16 protein-coding genes are annotated in these 15007 nt (G+C 45.5%); 11 read left to right on the top strand and 5 right to left on the bottom strand.

Annotated elements, in window-relative coordinates; genetic code table 11:
- Window positions 1-15 precede the first annotated feature (15 nt).
- The 6 genes from coxB (at window position 16) to BLT91_RS08120 (ending at window position 5354) form a co-directional block, all read left to right on the top strand.
- Entirely contained in the window at window positions 16-1032 is a 1017-nt protein-coding gene (coxB, locus tag BLT91_RS08145) for a cytochrome c oxidase subunit II (RefSeq protein WP_090819231.1), read from the top strand.
- A gap of 27 nt (window positions 1033-1059) precedes the next feature.
- The gene (ctaD, locus tag BLT91_RS08140; protein WP_090819228.1) at window positions 1060-2931 is read left to right on the top strand and encodes a cytochrome c oxidase subunit I; all 1872 of its coding nucleotides are present in this window, start codon (window positions 1060-1062) and stop codon (window positions 2929-2931) included.
- Window positions 2928-3542, top strand: coding sequence for a cytochrome (ubi)quinol oxidase subunit III (locus tag BLT91_RS08135; RefSeq protein WP_090819225.1), 615 nt, complete (start codon window positions 2928-2930; stop codon window positions 3540-3542). Before ctaD ends, BLT91_RS08135 begins: the two co-directional genes overlap by 4 nt.
- A gap of 1 nt (window position 3543) precedes the next feature.
- Window positions 3544-3861: a cytochrome C oxidase subunit IV family protein gene (locus BLT91_RS08130; RefSeq protein WP_090819223.1), complete on the top strand. Its 318-nt coding sequence runs from the start codon at window positions 3544-3546 to the stop codon at window positions 3859-3861.
- A 162-nt stretch (window positions 3862-4023) separates the two neighbouring features.
- Complete coding sequence (locus BLT91_RS08125; protein ID WP_090819220.1) at window positions 4024-4881, top strand: cytochrome c oxidase assembly protein; 858 nt, start codon at window positions 4024-4026, stop codon at window positions 4879-4881.
- Window positions 4882-4892: 11 nt separating this feature from the next.
- Window positions 4893-5354: a DUF420 domain-containing protein gene (locus BLT91_RS08120; protein WP_090819217.1), complete on the top strand. Its 462-nt coding sequence runs from the start codon at window positions 4893-4895 to the stop codon at window positions 5352-5354.
- 62 nt (window positions 5355-5416) lie between these two features.
- On the opposite strand, the gene BLT91_RS08115 is transcribed toward BLT91_RS08120, so the two are convergent.
- Window positions 5417-6307, bottom strand: coding sequence for a LysR family transcriptional regulator (locus BLT91_RS08115; protein ID WP_090819214.1), 891 nt, complete (start codon window positions 6305-6307; stop codon window positions 5417-5419).
- A gap of 166 nt (window positions 6308-6473) precedes the next feature.
- Between BLT91_RS08115 and BLT91_RS08110 the strand changes: the two genes are divergently transcribed.
- The 5 genes from BLT91_RS08110 to BLT91_RS08090 are packed head-to-tail and all read left to right on the top strand — an operon-like array spanning window position 6474 to window position 11264.
- Window positions 6474-7853, top strand: coding sequence for a GntP family permease (locus BLT91_RS08110; RefSeq protein ID WP_090819211.1), 1380 nt, complete (start codon window positions 6474-6476; stop codon window positions 7851-7853).
- Between the two features lie 23 nt (window positions 7854-7876).
- The gene (locus BLT91_RS08105) at window positions 7877-8662 is read left to right on the top strand and encodes a 3-hydroxybutyrate dehydrogenase (RefSeq protein ID WP_090819208.1); all 786 of its coding nucleotides are present in this window, start codon (window positions 7877-7879) and stop codon (window positions 8660-8662) included.
- A gap of 40 nt (window positions 8663-8702) precedes the next feature.
- The gene (locus BLT91_RS08100) at window positions 8703-9410 is read left to right on the top strand and encodes a CoA transferase subunit A (RefSeq protein WP_090819206.1); all 708 of its coding nucleotides are present in this window, start codon (window positions 8703-8705) and stop codon (window positions 9408-9410) included.
- Window positions 9407-10087, top strand: coding sequence for a 3-oxoacid CoA-transferase subunit B (locus BLT91_RS08095; RefSeq protein ID WP_090819204.1), 681 nt, complete (start codon window positions 9407-9409; stop codon window positions 10085-10087). The genes BLT91_RS08100 and BLT91_RS08095 overlap by 4 nt, the downstream gene beginning before the upstream one ends.
- Window positions 10080-11264: an acetyl-CoA C-acetyltransferase gene (locus BLT91_RS08090; RefSeq protein WP_090819202.1), complete on the top strand. Its 1185-nt coding sequence runs from the start codon at window positions 10080-10082 to the stop codon at window positions 11262-11264. The genes BLT91_RS08095 and BLT91_RS08090 overlap by 8 nt, the downstream gene beginning before the upstream one ends.
- Before the next feature lie 182 nt (window positions 11265-11446).
- Here the strand turns inward: BLT91_RS08090 and BLT91_RS08085 are convergent, their stop codons facing one another.
- The 4 genes from BLT91_RS08085 to BLT91_RS08070 form a co-directional block, all read right to left on the bottom strand.
- Complete coding sequence (locus BLT91_RS08085) at window positions 11447-12346, bottom strand: fumarylacetoacetate hydrolase family protein (protein WP_090819199.1); 900 nt, start codon at window positions 12344-12346, stop codon at window positions 11447-11449.
- A 50-nt stretch (window positions 12347-12396) separates the two neighbouring features.
- Entirely contained in the window at window positions 12397-13170 is a 774-nt protein-coding gene (locus BLT91_RS08080; protein WP_090819196.1) for an SDR family NAD(P)-dependent oxidoreductase, read from the bottom strand.
- Between the two features lie 15 nt (window positions 13171-13185).
- The gene (locus BLT91_RS08075; protein WP_090819193.1) at window positions 13186-13935 is read right to left on the bottom strand and encodes an IclR family transcriptional regulator; all 750 of its coding nucleotides are present in this window, start codon (window positions 13933-13935) and stop codon (window positions 13186-13188) included.
- 385 nt (window positions 13936-14320) lie between these two features.
- Complete coding sequence (locus BLT91_RS08070) at window positions 14321-15001, bottom strand: TIGR00266 family protein (protein WP_090819190.1); 681 nt, start codon at window positions 14999-15001, stop codon at window positions 14321-14323.
- Between the last annotated feature and the right edge of the window lie 6 nt (window positions 15002-15007).

Here is a 15007-nt window from a genome sequence, read left to right as displayed (position 1 = left end):
AGTGGGGTTGATACAATGAGTCGATTGAAAAAGTTATGGCGTCTGCTACCCCTTTTAGCGGTAATGACGTTCTTGCTAACCGGGTGTGGAGACCCAACCTTGTCTGCTTTAGTGCCAAAAGGTCCAGTGGCAACAGAGCAGCTTTATTTAATGAAATTAAGTCTCTTTATCATGGTTTTTGTCGTAATTGTCGTATTTGCAATTTATGTGTATGTTTTAATTCGCTTTCGCAAACGTGATGGCGATAACAGCATACCTAAACAAGTCGAAGGAAGCCATGTGCTTGAGATTATCTGGACGGTTGTTCCGATCCTCTTACTGTTAGTACTTGCGGTACCAACGGTATCCTACACGTTCAAGCATTCAACGAATTACACTAAGGATAAAGCCGCAGTGCATGTCAAAGTTACTGCACATCAATTCTGGTGGCAGTTTGAATATCCAGATCTAGGTATTGCTACAGCTCAAGAGCTAGTTGTTCCTAAGGATAAAATTATCGCCTTCGATCTTGTTTCGGCTGACGTATCTCATGCCTTCTGGGTACCATCTCTAGGTGGTAAAGTGGACACGAACCCAGGTATCCATAATACGCTTTATCTTCAAGCTGATGAAATCGCTACGTTCCAAGGTAGATGTACAGAGCTGTGCGGAGCTTCACACGCCTTAATGAATTTCACTGTAAATTCTAAGTCCGAAGCCGATTTCAATGCATGGGTAGCAAAAATGAAAGCACCAGTTACTGTGCCGGCAACTGCGCAGAAGGGTGAAGAGCTTTTCAAAGAAAATTGTATGTCTTGTCACGCTGTCAATGCGAACGGTCCTGGTGTTGCTCCTAACCTCAAAGGTTTCGCAGATCGCAGTACGCTCGCAGGGATTCTCGAACACACTCCTGAGAAAATGGCGTTGTGGATACATAACCCGCAGGATCAAAAACCAGGAAACAAAATGCCGGCTTTCGGTCAAGCAGCAGGCGGGAAGCTTAGTGATTCTCAAATTAATGATATTGTTCAGTACTTACAAACCTTGAAATAAACTTCTCAGGTAAAGGAGGTTAATACGTTGGCTCATTCTCATCCAGTAAAAAAACATACCGGTCTGATGGATTGGCTTACAACAGTCGATCATAAGAAAATCGGTATCCTGTATTTATTAGCGGGCGGCTTGTTCTTCCTTGTAGGAGGACTTGAAGCCATATTGATTCGGATTCAACTCGCTTATCCCGACCAACACATTTTTATCGGCGATACATTTAACCAATTAACAACGATGCACGGAACAACGATGATTTTCTTTGCGGCGATGCCGGTTATCTTCGCATTCATGAATGCCATCGTTCCTCTACAAATTGGTGCAAGGGACGTTGCGTTCCCATTCGTTAACTCACTTGGTTTCTGGCTGTTCTTCGCGGGCGGCGTACTGATGAACACAAGTTGGTTCTTGGGTGGTGCACCTGATGCTGGTTGGACAGGATACGCTCCATTATCCTCGATAACAGACACCGGTTGGGGACAAACACTCCAAAACAACATTCAAGGTACTGACTTCTATGTACTAGGGTTACAAATTGCCGGTATTGGTACACTTATCGGGGGGATTAACTTCCTAGTTACGATTATCAACATGCGTGCGCCAGGACTTACGTATATGCGTTTGCCGATGTTCACATGGGCCGCTTTCATTACTTCTGGTTTGATCGTACTTGCATTCCCTGCGATTACGGTTGCCCTTGTTGAACTGATGTTTGACCGTGTCTTTGGCGGTGCATTTTTCGATGCAGCCAGAGGCGGTAACAACGTATTATGGGAGCATTTATTCTGGATTTTCGGGCATCCCGAAGTTTATATTTTAATTCTTCCAGCTTTCGGTATTATTTCTGAGATCGTTTCGACTTTCTCGAAAAAACGTCTTTTCGGTTACAGCTCCATGGTATTTGCGACGGTTTTAATTGGTTTCCTAGGCTTCATGGTTTGGGTCCACCATATGTTTACATCAGGTTTAGGTCCTGTTGCCAACTCCATCTTCGCGATTGCAACAATGGCTATTGCTGTTCCTACAGGTGTGAAAATCTTTAACTGGTTGTTTACGCTGTGGGGCGGACAAATTCGTTTCACAACAGCGAATATTTTCGCAACAGCTTTTATTCCGACTTTCGTAATGGGTGGAACAACTGGGGTTATGCTTGCGATTCCAGCTGCAGATTTCCAGTATCATGATACGTATTTCGTAGTCGCTCACTTTCACTATGTTATCGTTGGTGGTCTAGTCCTTGGATTGTTCGCAGGCCTTTACTACTGGTGGCCTAAAATGTTTGGTCGTATGTTAAATGAAGGATTGGGTAAACTGCATTTCTGGTTATTCTTCATTGGTTTCCATCTGACATTCTTCCCGCAGCATTTCTTGGGACTAATGGGAATGCCGCGACGTGTCTTTACGTACCAACCAGGACATGAACTTGAAGTAGGTAACATGGTTTCAACTGTAGGTGCTTTCTTCATGGGTATCGGTATGTTGGTATTCATAATCAACATCATTGCTACAGCAAGAAAACCAGTTACGGCTCCGGCAGATCCATGGGATGGTCGTACATTGGAGTGGTCGATTCCTTCTCCTGCACCTGAATATAACTTTAAACAAACACCGCTTGTTCGCGGATTAGATGCACTTTGGAGAGAAAAAATGGCTGGTAATAAAGTGATGACTCCGGCAGAACCGGTTGGTTCGATCCATATGCCTTCCTCATCCATATTGCCGCTTGTCATGTCTGTTGGTTTGTTCATTGCCGGTTTTGGTTTTATGTACAGAAACTACTATGTGGCAGCCGCGGGAATTGTAGTTACATTTATTGCGATGTTTTTACGTTCGGTATACGATGATCATGGTTGGCATATTGAACCCGAAGAACTTGAAGATGACAAGGGGGTAAAGGCATGAGTACTCATCATACGGGCGCACTGCCTGCTAATCCGGAAACGGCTACCCTCGAAGGGAAAAATAAGGTCCTCGGATTCTGGCTATTCCTTGGTGCCGAGGTTGTATTGTTCGGTTGTTTATTCGCAACTTACATCGCTCTTCGAAACTCGGTTCCAGATGGCCCTACAGCGGATGAACTTTTCGATCTCAAAACGGTAGGTTGGTCCACTTTTATCCTCTTAACATCAAGCTTGACTAGCGTATTCGCGATTATTGCGATGCACAAACAAAAGCTTGGTCAATTGCTTGGATGGCTTGTTGTCACTGTTTTGTTCGGCCTTACCTTCTTAGGACTTGAAATTACTGAGTTTGTTGCATATGTGCACGAAGGTCACAAGTTCACGACAAGTGCTTTCTCAACTTCGTTCTATACCTTAGTTGGGTTTCACGGAGCTCACGTAGCATTCGGTGTTTGCTGGATTACCTTGTTGATTCTCCAAGGATTGAAAAAAGGCCTTACAGTTGTTACTGCACCTAAGTTTTATGTAGCGGCTTTGTATTGGCACTTTATCGACTTAGTCTGGGTATTTATCTTCACAGTTGTTTATCTGATGGGGAAGGTGGGTCACTAAGATGAGCAGTAATTCTCATAATACATCCGCACCTAGCAAACGAGTTAAGCATGAATCGCCATTGAACCACTACTTGTCTTACATTATCTCGATTCTACTCACGATGCTTGCTTTCGCTGTCGTGCTATACGGAGATTTGGATCGTTCCTTTATATTAATCTTCATCGTTACTTTGGCGCTTGTGCAAGCATTAATTCAGCTTCTGTTTTGGATGCACGCCAAAGAAAGAGGACACTTATTCCCGTTAATATTTATCGGGGCAGGAGCTTTCGTAGCTCTGACTGGTGTTGTTACAGCGGTATATTGGATGTGGTGGTAAGCCATCAGGAAGAGGCAACTTTGTCTAGACAAAGTGCCTCCTCTTTTTTTACCGCAATAGAAAGAAATAGGTTAAAACTTACCTCTAAACGCGGTCGTTCATCTTGAATGGCTCCGATAAAGGTTATTATCACCTACTGTTGAAAGGAGAATGAGATCAGCTATGAGTCAAATTGGCGGATTTTTCGAGTTGTGGAATCCTGTTTTGCTGTTGATGGTCGTTGTTGTCGGATATGTTTATCATCGATTTGTTACTAAGGGGAATGGGATGCTTGCAGATGTCGAGCCAGTTTCGGCTGCACAGAAGCTATCTTTTTACTCTGGCCTCGTTTTATTTTATATTGGTCAAGGAAGTCCGATAAATTATATCGGCCATCATTACTTGTTCAGTATGCATATGCTGCAGCAAACTATTCTTTATCTAATCGTTCCTATATTTATATGGAGGGGCACACCAGCATGGATGCTGCGACCTCTTATGAAAAATAACGTATTCCGCGGCTTATTTTCATTTTTTACCCGGCCGTTGATCGCACTGTTCTTGTTTAACATGCTCTTCTCGATCTATCATATGCCTCTCGTAATGGATTACTTAATGAAAAATGACATAGCACTCACCGGTTATCATTTACTGCTGTTTATTACAGCATTCATGATGTGGTTCCCTGTTTTTTGCCCACTTCCGGAGCTGAATCGCCTAAATGACCTGAAGAAAATGGCTTATATTTTTGGGAATGGTATCCTGCTGACACCAGCATGTGCCCTCATTATATTTGCCGATTCTGTCATTTATGAGATGTATGCGAACGTAACGGTGCCTTTTGTTCATTTATCGCCTCTCGATGATCAACAATTGGGCGGTGTGATTATGAAGATTATCCAAGAAATCGTCTATGGCGCAACGCTTGCCTATATTTTCTTCAGGTGGTACCGCAGAGAGCGTAAAGAAGATGACGAATTAGACGCGATTGAGATGCAAGAGGGATTGAATAATCAGGGCGGGAATTGGAATCACGCTTAGAGAAAGGATTTATGGAGATGCACATTTTACCCACGATTTCTACGATGTTTATCGTCATTAGTGCCATATTTGTTGGTTTCGGCTGGTATCATATTCTAAAAGGCAACCGAGAAACGCACCAAAAACTGATGGTTCTTGGGGCGATCTTCGCTCTAGCGTTCTTCCTCATCTACATGTCCCGTACCTTGTTTGAAGGCAATACGGCATTTGGTGGACCAGAGAGTCTGAAGCTGCCGTATCACTTATTCTTGTTCTTCCATATTACTCTGGCAACCGTTGGCGGAGTACTCGGTCTAATCACGCTATGGTTTGCCTACAAAAATAAATTTCTCAAACATAAGAAAATTGGACGAGTAGCGGCGATTGTTTGGCTGCTTACTGCGCCTACTGGCGTTCTGGTTTATGTTCTTCTGTATCTGATGTATCCAGGCGGCACGACGAAGCCAGTGATAGATGCGATTTTCGGTTTGTAATAAAGGGAAGCTGAACATGTGATGTAATCACATGGTTCGGCTTTTTTTGTGCTCTCGGCGATTTAAGGCTCCATGTCTGACAACTGTTGGCTGAACGTGATAAACTCACGCATGGCGTAAGATACGTAGTGATCCTTAGGCCAGATGATAACTAAATTCCAGGGAATAGAAGGCTCTGTTAAAGGTAACGTTAGTACCTCAGGACAGGTGATTTTACTACAAATCGTCTCTGGTATGATGGATATGCCTGCATTCGATGCAACCATCTCTGCCAAAAGGTCCCACTGCGAGCTTTCATAGACGATGGAGGGGTCGAATCCAATGGATCGACAGGCATGTATAACATGATTTCTAACCGCATAACCGCTTGGGAATAGGATAAAGGGTTCATTTCTAAGCTGCAGCAGGGAAACGCTGGATTGCTCAGCTAGCGGATGAGAACGATGGATAATGAGAGCTAATTTTTGATAGATAAAAGGCATGGTTTCAAAGTTAGACGTGTCAACAGGTCCTACCACAACACCAAGATCAAGCTTTCGATTGTGCACAAGGCTTTCCACATTTTTTGCGCCTTCTTCGACAATTTGAAAGTGTATACTAGGATGTATAGTTTGGAACTTTGCGATGACACGTGTAAAGAAAACGGAGCCAATTACAGGGGGCAACCCAATGGTAATGGTTCCTTTTTTTAAGTTGGCCACATCATCTAAGAGGAGATGAAGATCATGGACAGCCTGAACGATGACTTGAATCTGTTGAACCGCGGCCTCCCCCGAGTCCGTCAATTGAACATACTTGCCGGAACGGTCAAATAAAGTGGCACCCAGCTCCTCCTCTATATTTTTCACCATTTTACTTAGGGTTGGTTGTGTAAGGTGAAGGGCTTCAGCGGCTTTTGTAAAGTTCATATGTTTAGCAATTTCAAGCAGATAATTTAACTGGCGTATATCCAAAGGATCATCCCCCACCTATAGCTTTTTTTCATCAATACGATTCCAAATATGAATTGTACCTCTTGAGAATCTGCATGTAAACTAAAACTAAATGGAACCTTACCAATTTCGTCACATTTTCATGACGTGAAAGCGCTTTACAAATGATCATAAAGGAGACCGAACCATGTTTATTGAGATTGTAGCGATTGTGTTATCCCTAGGCCTTCTGATGTTTTTTGCTTACAGAGGTTATCCAGTAATCGTGTTTGCGCCTATTTTCACCTTGCTGGCAGTATTGATTTCGGGGATTGCCTTAATGCCGAGCTATACAGAAGTGTATATGTTGAACGCAGCAAATTATGTTAAAAACTTTTTCCCAATTTTCTTATTAGGTGCAGTTTTTGGTAAAGTAATGGAATTGAACGGTGCAGCATCCTCTATAGCGCAATCGTTAGTGAAAGCGTTGGGATCCAAAAGAGCCATGCTCTCCGTCGTTCTTGCCTGCGGCATCCTGACGTACGGCGGTGTTTCATTATTTGTGGTAGCGTTTGCAGTGTATCCGTTCGCTGTTTCGATTTTCCGCGAAGCGAATATTCCTAAGAGATTGATTCCCGGTACTATTGCTTTGGGTGCATTTACTTTCACAATGGATGCGCTTCCAGGCACACCGCAAATTCAGAATATTATTCCTACAACCTATTTCGGAACAGACTCCTACGCGGCTCCAATCCTTGGAATTGTCGGCGGACTTATCGTATTTGGCTTAGGCCTGTTCTGGCTGGAACGCCGACGCAAGCAAGCGGAAGCTGCTGGTGAAGGCTATGGTCTAGGACATAAGAATGAGCCGGAAGGTTTGGACAATCAGAAGTATCCGAATCTCTGGGTGTCGATCATCCCATTGGTGTTGGTCTTGGTATTTAACTATTTGCTAAGCAGAGGTTTCTTAACGGTAAACAACTGGTATTCAGCTGATCTTTTGAAAACGTTTAATATTGCCAACGTAAAAACGGTATCGTCATCCTGGGCATTGATCGTGGCCTTGCTCATAGGTATTCTTTCGGCGATCTGCATAAATGCGCGAGTTGTTCAGAGCAAATTGGCGGCAGGCTTGACGGCAGCAGCAATGGGAGCGCTGCTTGCTATTTTCAACACAGCGTCAGAAGTAGGCTTTGGTAATGTCGTGAAAACGCTGCCAGGCTTTAAAGCTATTCAAGGTTGGATTTTAGGCTTAAGTTCTCATCCACTTATTTCAGAAGCTATTTCCGTGAATGTGTTGGCCGGCGTAACGGGCTCTGCATCAGGAGGGCTGTCCATCGCCTTAGAAGTCATGGGGAAACAATACTTGGAAGCAGCGAACAATGCAGGGATTAGCCCGGAACTGTTACACCGGATTGCTTCCATGGCGTCAGGTGGTATGGATACGCTTCCTCATAACGGTGCAGTGATCACACTTCTTGCCATAACAGGACTCACCCATCGACAATCGTACAAGGATATTTTCGCAATCACGGTTATCAAAACAGTAACCGTTCTGGTGCTCGCGATCATTTTATCGATTTTTTAAAGTTAAAGATGGAGGTATACGCAATGAACAGGTTTTTGGAAAAAAAAGTCGCTTTGATAACAGGGGCTGCAAGCGGTATTGGTCTTGAAATTGCCCGCACTTATGCACGGGAAGGAGCCAAGGTGGTCATTTCCGACATTAACGGTGAACTAGCAAATTTGGCTGCACAGCAGTTGCAGCAAGAAGGCTTTGAAGCCATTGGCGTCAAATGCGATGTAACGCAGGAGCAGCAATTTGTTAAAGCCATTGAAACAGTGGTTCAAACCTATAATCGACTTGACATCCTCGTCAATAATGCAGGGTTACAGCATGTTGCACCCATAGAGGATTTCCCCGTAGAAAAGTTTGAATTCATGATAAAGGTTATGCTGACAGGCGCTTTTATCGGAATCAAGCATGCGTTTCCTATCATGAAGGATCAAGGCTTTGGCCGTATCATCAATATGGCTTCAATCAACGGAGTCATCGGATTTGCAGGCAAAGCAGCCTATAACAGTGCGAAGCACGGGCTGATTGGCTTAACGAAGGTAGCGGCACTCGAAGGTGCTGCCCACGGCATCACGGTGAACGCACTTTGTCCGGGTTATGTAGATACACCTCTCGTTAGAGGGCAGCTGCAGGACTTGGCGAAAACGCGCAATGTTCCTTTAGAAAGTGTCCTTGAAGAAGTCATTTATCCTTTGGTTCCACAAAGACGCCTTTTGGCAGTTGAGGAAATTGCTGATTATGCGATGTTAATTGCAAGTGATAAATTGCGGGGTGTAACAGGAGCGTCACTATTAATCGACGGCGGCTACACCGCACAGTAGAGATAGATAACTTAGAGATAGGAATAGGAGATGAACCATCATGAGCAAAATTTGTTCTTCCATGGAGGAAGCTATAGCGGATATTCGCGACGGAGCCACTTTAATCGTTGGCGGGTTCGGGCTTTGCGGAATTCCAGAGCATTTAATAGCGGCGCTTAAAGCGCAAGGAACCAAAGAATTATGCGTAGTTAGCAATAACTGCGGGGTCGATGATTGCGGGCTTGGACTATTGCTAGTCAATAAACAAATTAAAAAAATGATTTCCTCCTACGTGGGAGAAAACAAAACGTTTGAACAGCAGTTCTTAAGCGGGGAGCTCGAAGTGGAACTGGTTCCTCAAGGAACGCTCGCAGAACGAATTCGCGCTGGAGGTGCCGGTATTCCAGGGTTTTATACAGCTTCGGGCGTAGGCACCTTAGTCGCAGAAGGCAAAGAGCATAAAACATTTGACGGACGCACCTATCTATTGGAAAAAGGGATTGTTGGTGATTTTGCTTTAGTCAAAGCTTGGAAAGCTGACCCGCTGGGTAATCTGGTTTTCCGCAAAACATCGCGTAATTTTAATCCATTGGCTGCAACAGCAGGGAAAGTGACGATCGTTGAAGTGGAAGAGATTGTGCAGGTAGGTGAGCTGAACCCGGACGAAATTCATACACCAGGTATTTATGTACAGCGGATTGTGCAGGGCGCGTCCTATGAAAAGCGGATTGAGCGTCTCACAGTTCGAAGTAAGGAGGTATCGGCATGAAAAATGACCGTCTAACGATTATCAAATGCGCCGTCGAGGAAATTAAAGAGGGCATGTATGTCAATTTAGGCATTGGCCTGCCTACACTTGTCGCTAATTATATACCTCCGGAAATGACGGTTATGCTGCAATCGGAAAATGGGCTTTTGGGTATCGGTGCCTACCCTTACATGGGAGAAGAAGATCCGGATTTGATTAATGCAGGCAAAGAAACGATAACCGCTGTAGCGGGTGCTTCTTTTTTTGACAGCGCTGAATCGTTCGCTATGATCCGAGGAGGCCACATTGACTTGGCTATTCTTGGCGGTATGGAGGTAGCGGAGAACGGTGACCTTGCTAACTGGATGATTCCTGGGAAAATGGTTAAAGGAATGGGCGGCGCCATGGACTTGGTAAACGGCGCCAAACGGATCATTGTCATCATGGAGCATGTGAATAAATCAGGTGAGTCTAAGGTTAAAAAGGCATGCACCCTGCCTTTGACAGGCAAAGGTGTGGTGAATCGTCTTATTACGGATTTAGCTGTTTTTGATTTTACAGAAGACGGCATGGTGTTATCCAACATACAGCCGGGAGCTACGATAGAAGAGGTTCTCGCCAATACCGAGGCGCGGTTTACAATTAGTCCTCTTCTACAAAGTGAACTTCAGTTGAGCAAAGGAGATCGTTATGAGTAGAGAAGTCGTTATTGTTAGCGCAGTCCGTACAGCCGTTGGCAGCTTTCAGGGAGCGCTGGCGGATATATCCGCTCCGCAGCTCGGCAGTACGGTTATCCAAGAGGCTCTGCAGAGAGCTAATCTAGCTGATAGTCAAGTAGACGAAGTGATCATGGGTAACGTGCTTCAGGCTGGGCTCGGGCAGAACCCAGCGCGACAAGCTTGGCTAAAGGCAGGATATTCGCAATTCGTTCCAGCGATGACGATTAACAAGGTGTGTGGTTCAGGCCTGAAGTCCGTCATGCTGGCCGCACAGTCTGTGAGTCTCGGGGATGCGGATATCGTAGTAGCAGGCGGTATGGAAAATATGACGCAAGCGCCCTATCTCCTGCCCGGGGCTCGATCGGGCTTGCGACTGGGTGACAGCACCATGGTGGATTCCATGATTCGGGATGGATTATGGTGCGCGATGTGCGACATCCATATGGGCATCACGGCCGAGAATATAGCGGAGCATCATCGTGTTACACGTGGGGAGCAGGATGAGTTTGCTGCGTGGAGTCAGCTGAAGGCGGAACAAGCGATTGCATCCGGCCGATTTAAGGATGAGATTGTACCGGTTGCCATCCCACAAAGAAAAGGTGAGCCGGTGTTATTCGCGCAAGACGAGTTTCCACGAGCGGGTACGACGGCTGATGTACTGGGCAAGCTTCGTCCTGCTTTCAAAAAAGAAGGAACAGTTACAGCTGGTAACGCTTCTGGCATTAATGACGGAGCCGCAGCTCTGGTTGTTATGTCTGCGGATAAGGCTAAGGAGCTTGAACTTAAACCTTTAGCTCGAATCAAGGGCTATGCGAACGCAGCCTTAGATCCATCTATGATGGGCATGGGACCCGTGGATGCTGTCCGTAAACTCCTCAGTAAAACGGGAGTGTCCTTAGACAGCGTTGATTTATTTGAGCTGAATGAAGCTTTTGCTTCACAGTCTTTAGCCGTTGGCCGCGAGCTAGGCATCCCACGGGAGAAATTAAATGTCAATGGAGGATCGATTGCCATTGGACACCCGATTGGTGCAAGCGGAGCCCGCATTCTGGTTACGCTGCTGCATGAGCTGGAAAAAAGAGATGGCAAGCTAGGTGTGGCTGCTTTATGTATTGGCGGCGGACAAGGCGTTGCGATGTTGGTAGAGCGAGGATAAGAGTCTTCGTACCCATGATGAGATTAGCGCACTCTATGATGCCGACTATGTGAACGGTACAGTGCTTGAGGTGGATGGTGGTTTGGTTATTTAATAGGGTTAACGAAATGAAAAACCCCATAACAAGAGCACTTAGAAAGGTTGGCACCTTGTCTAAGTATTCTTGATATGGGGGTCTTTTTTTACTCGTTAACCAAGCGATTGGTTAAGCTTCCTAATTTCTCGATAGAAATCGTCACGATATCTCCGTCTTTTAAATATACACGCTGATCAACTGGATCGCCGAGCACAACACCCTCAGGTGTACCGGTCAAAATGATGTCTCCCGGATATAAGGTCATATGCTGAGAAATGTAGCTGACAATTTCGTCGCAGTGGAAAATCATATCGGCTGTGTTTGAGTTTTGACGCACTTTGCCGTTGACCGTGGTGCTGATCCTCAAGTCATTCGGATTGCCGACTTCATCTGCTGTCACTAAATAAGGACCGAGTGGACTGAAGTCGTCGCACGATTTGCCCAGCAGCCATTGAGGGGTCCGCATCTGCAAATCACGTGCAGAGAGGTCATTCACACAGCAGTATCCGTACACATGCTCCAAGGCTTGTTCTTTGGAGATATACTTGGCCTGCTTACCGATTACAATAACAAGCTCGGCTTCATAATCGACTTCCTTGGTCACACGGGGAAGTGCGATGTCATGCCCGTGTCCTGTAAGCGTATTACTAAATTTATTGAAAAGAATAGGGTATTGCGGAATAGGGGCATTCGTTTCTTCGGCATGCTTGCGATAGTTCAAGCCTACACAAATGATTTTACTTGGATGAGTAACACAAGGGCCGTAGTTCAGAGCATCTTCGCTCAGCAGCAAGGAAGTACGATCTTCGCGCTCAAGGACAAGATTAACAAGGTTAAGTAAGGCATCAATAGCGGCTGCTCCGCCGTTAATGGCTTCGTGTACGGTGGAGGGGACTGTGAATGCTGGCGATAGCTGTTTGACAGCTTGAACGACATCCAGCACGCCAAACTCCGTTTGGACGCCAAGGTTTAATTCATTATTTTTCTTAAAAGTAAGCAGTTTCATTAGTAATCCTCCTGAAATGAATGATTGAATGAATAATAACAGACGTCTAATTAAGCGTTCTTGCCGAAAGTCACGCCTCCGTCAATGTATAACGGTGAACCCATCATGAACTTGGAATCGTCTGAAGCGAGGAACAATGCCGCTAGCGCGACGTCTTCCGGTCGGCCCATTTCGTTGCTTAGCTGCCTGGATTTCAAAGAGGCAATGGCTGCTTCAGGATCGTCATAGGAAGTGCGGAGATAATTTTCTACGAATGGTGTTAAAATGGTTCCCGGCAGCAGCGCATTCACCCGAATGCCATAGGCGGCATAATCCACCTGCATCGATTTCGTCAATGCGAGAACAGCGCCTTTGGTTGCTGCATAAGATGCCCGGCGAGCCAGACCTATTTCTGCGATACAGGAAGACATGTTAATAATAGATCCTGATTTTCGTTCCATCATATGAGGCACGACATACTTGGAAGGTAAGAATACACCTTTGACATTTATGCTCATGATGCGGTCCCAGGCGTCTGGTTCGAGCTCATGGAGCGCGCCGACACCGCTAATGCCAGCGTTGTTGAAGAGCACGTCAATACGTCCATATGCCTGTATGATCTGCTCTACCATCGATTTGACGGATTCTGCATGGGTAACGTCTGCTTGTATAAACTGGGCAGCTCCGCCAGTCCCGATAATCTCATCCACCGTCTCATTCCCTTTGACTTGATCGAGATCGTTCACGATGACCTGCGCACCTTCTCTGCCAAATAAGAGAGCGGTACTTTTTCCGATTCCTGAACCAGCACCTGTGATGAGAATGACTTTGTCTTTTAATCTCATTTCAATTTCTCCTTTTTATTCGGATAGTTTGTGAGCCAGCTTACATACTTCTTCTATACAGGCCTGCTTCTTCTGTTCCCATTGAGGTAACATCATTGAGCAGCTGACAGCGGCAATAACCTTACCCCCAGCATTACGGATCGGAGCGGCAGCGCAGCTAAATCCGATTACAGCTTCTTCCAAGTCAAGCGCATAGCCTTGCTTCCGGATTTGCTCCAAACTCCGCTTTAATGCTTGCAAGGAGGTAATGGAATGCACCGTTAAATGAGCAAATGGTTCTTGATCAGATCGATAAAGCAAATCAATTTCCTCATCGCTTAAATCGGCCAGCATCACCTTGCCGAGTGCGGTTGCATGTGCAGGCAGGCGCATCCCTGGTTCAGAGGCCAGCCTCACAGGCGTAAGCGCTTCCTCTTTGGCGATATAAAGGACTTCGTTGCCATCTAATTTGGCAAGTTGGAGCGATTCACCCAACTTCAGCTTGGATAAGGAAGCTTCCTTGTGGAAGGATTCGTTTAAGCCACCCTGCTGGAAGGCGGCATGGCCAAAACGAGACAACTCACGTCCTAACCGGTACGTTTCTCCGGTTTCCTTTTCAATCCAACCCAAGTTCTCCATCGTTAACAACAAAGAGTACATCGAGCTTTTATTAATGGCAAGTGTTCGTGACAAATCAATGAGTTTCAGCTTACTGGGTTGCATAGAGATTTCTTTGAGAATCAGATGAGCACGTTCAATGGCCGGAACGCGGTATTTATCGTCCAATAAAGGGCCTCCTAGCTGCTTAGAAGGAACGTGAATCCACTATTTGCTGGAAAATATCTACTTTTCATGAGCAGGGGAACGAGGATGCTTTATTTCGTTGTTTCTGCCTCTGAAGAGTCCTATTTTAATCATATAGCGCACTCACGTTCCGCTTCTTGTAATTTTAGAGCGTTTTCCCTCATTTAGCTGCAATCGTTCCTCTAAAGTTGGTAAACTTAAGTTGCTGATCAAATGAAACTCAATTACGCGCATTGCAAATTTCCAAATGGATATGTGGTTTACTATAGAAAACCAAGTTTACATAATAGAACCATTTTATCATACTTTCGCAAAAAAAACGAGAACCCGAATGAGGGATTCTCGTTTTTTTTGTTACTTGTCCGACTTATCTGCTGCCCGGAATAAATTGCTTAAGCCAGCCGCCAAAGCTTTGCGGGTTTCTGGTTTGGATGAGTACGACACCTTCACCGCGGAATCGGCAGACAACACCTTCGCCGCTCGTTAAACTGGATAGCCAGCCTTTGGCCGCTTTTTCAATTGTATACTGCGTATAATCCGGCCAAGCGACGAGATGCCCGTTATCAATGATCACTTCTTGCCCTGGTGCTAGATTAATGGCATGAATAGCGCCGTAGGAGGAGAGGAACACGGTGCCTCTTCCGCTAATTTCAACGATGAAAAAGCCTTCGCCTGACATAAAGCCACTCATCAGGTTTTGCATTTTCGTATTCACCTGAATGCCGGATGTTCCAGCAAGGAAACCGTCTTTTTGCACATACAGCTTGTACGATCCGTCTAGTTCCACGGCTTCAATGTCGCCAATGACAGCTGGTGCCAGTAGAACCTCACCCGAACCTCTGGTCGGGGTTAATTCTTGGAAGAAGAATTTTTCGCCGCTCAGCATTCTGCCTAAACCGCGCATGAGGCCGCCCTCGACAGTGCCTTTGAGTTCGATATTTGGAGACATGGAGACCATGGCTCCTGCTTCCGCCTTGATGTTCTCTCCAGCATCAAGCTCCACTTTCAGCATTGGAAATGCGCCTTTATATAAAATTTCGTGCTTCATAATCAT

Source organism: Paenibacillus sp. yr247 (assembly GCF_900103825.1).
Classification (GTDB): Bacteria; Bacillota; Bacilli; order Paenibacillales; family NBRC-103111; genus Paenibacillus_E.
The sequence above is the reverse complement of the archived record's forward strand: the minus strand, read 5'-3'. Positions and strand labels throughout refer to the sequence as shown.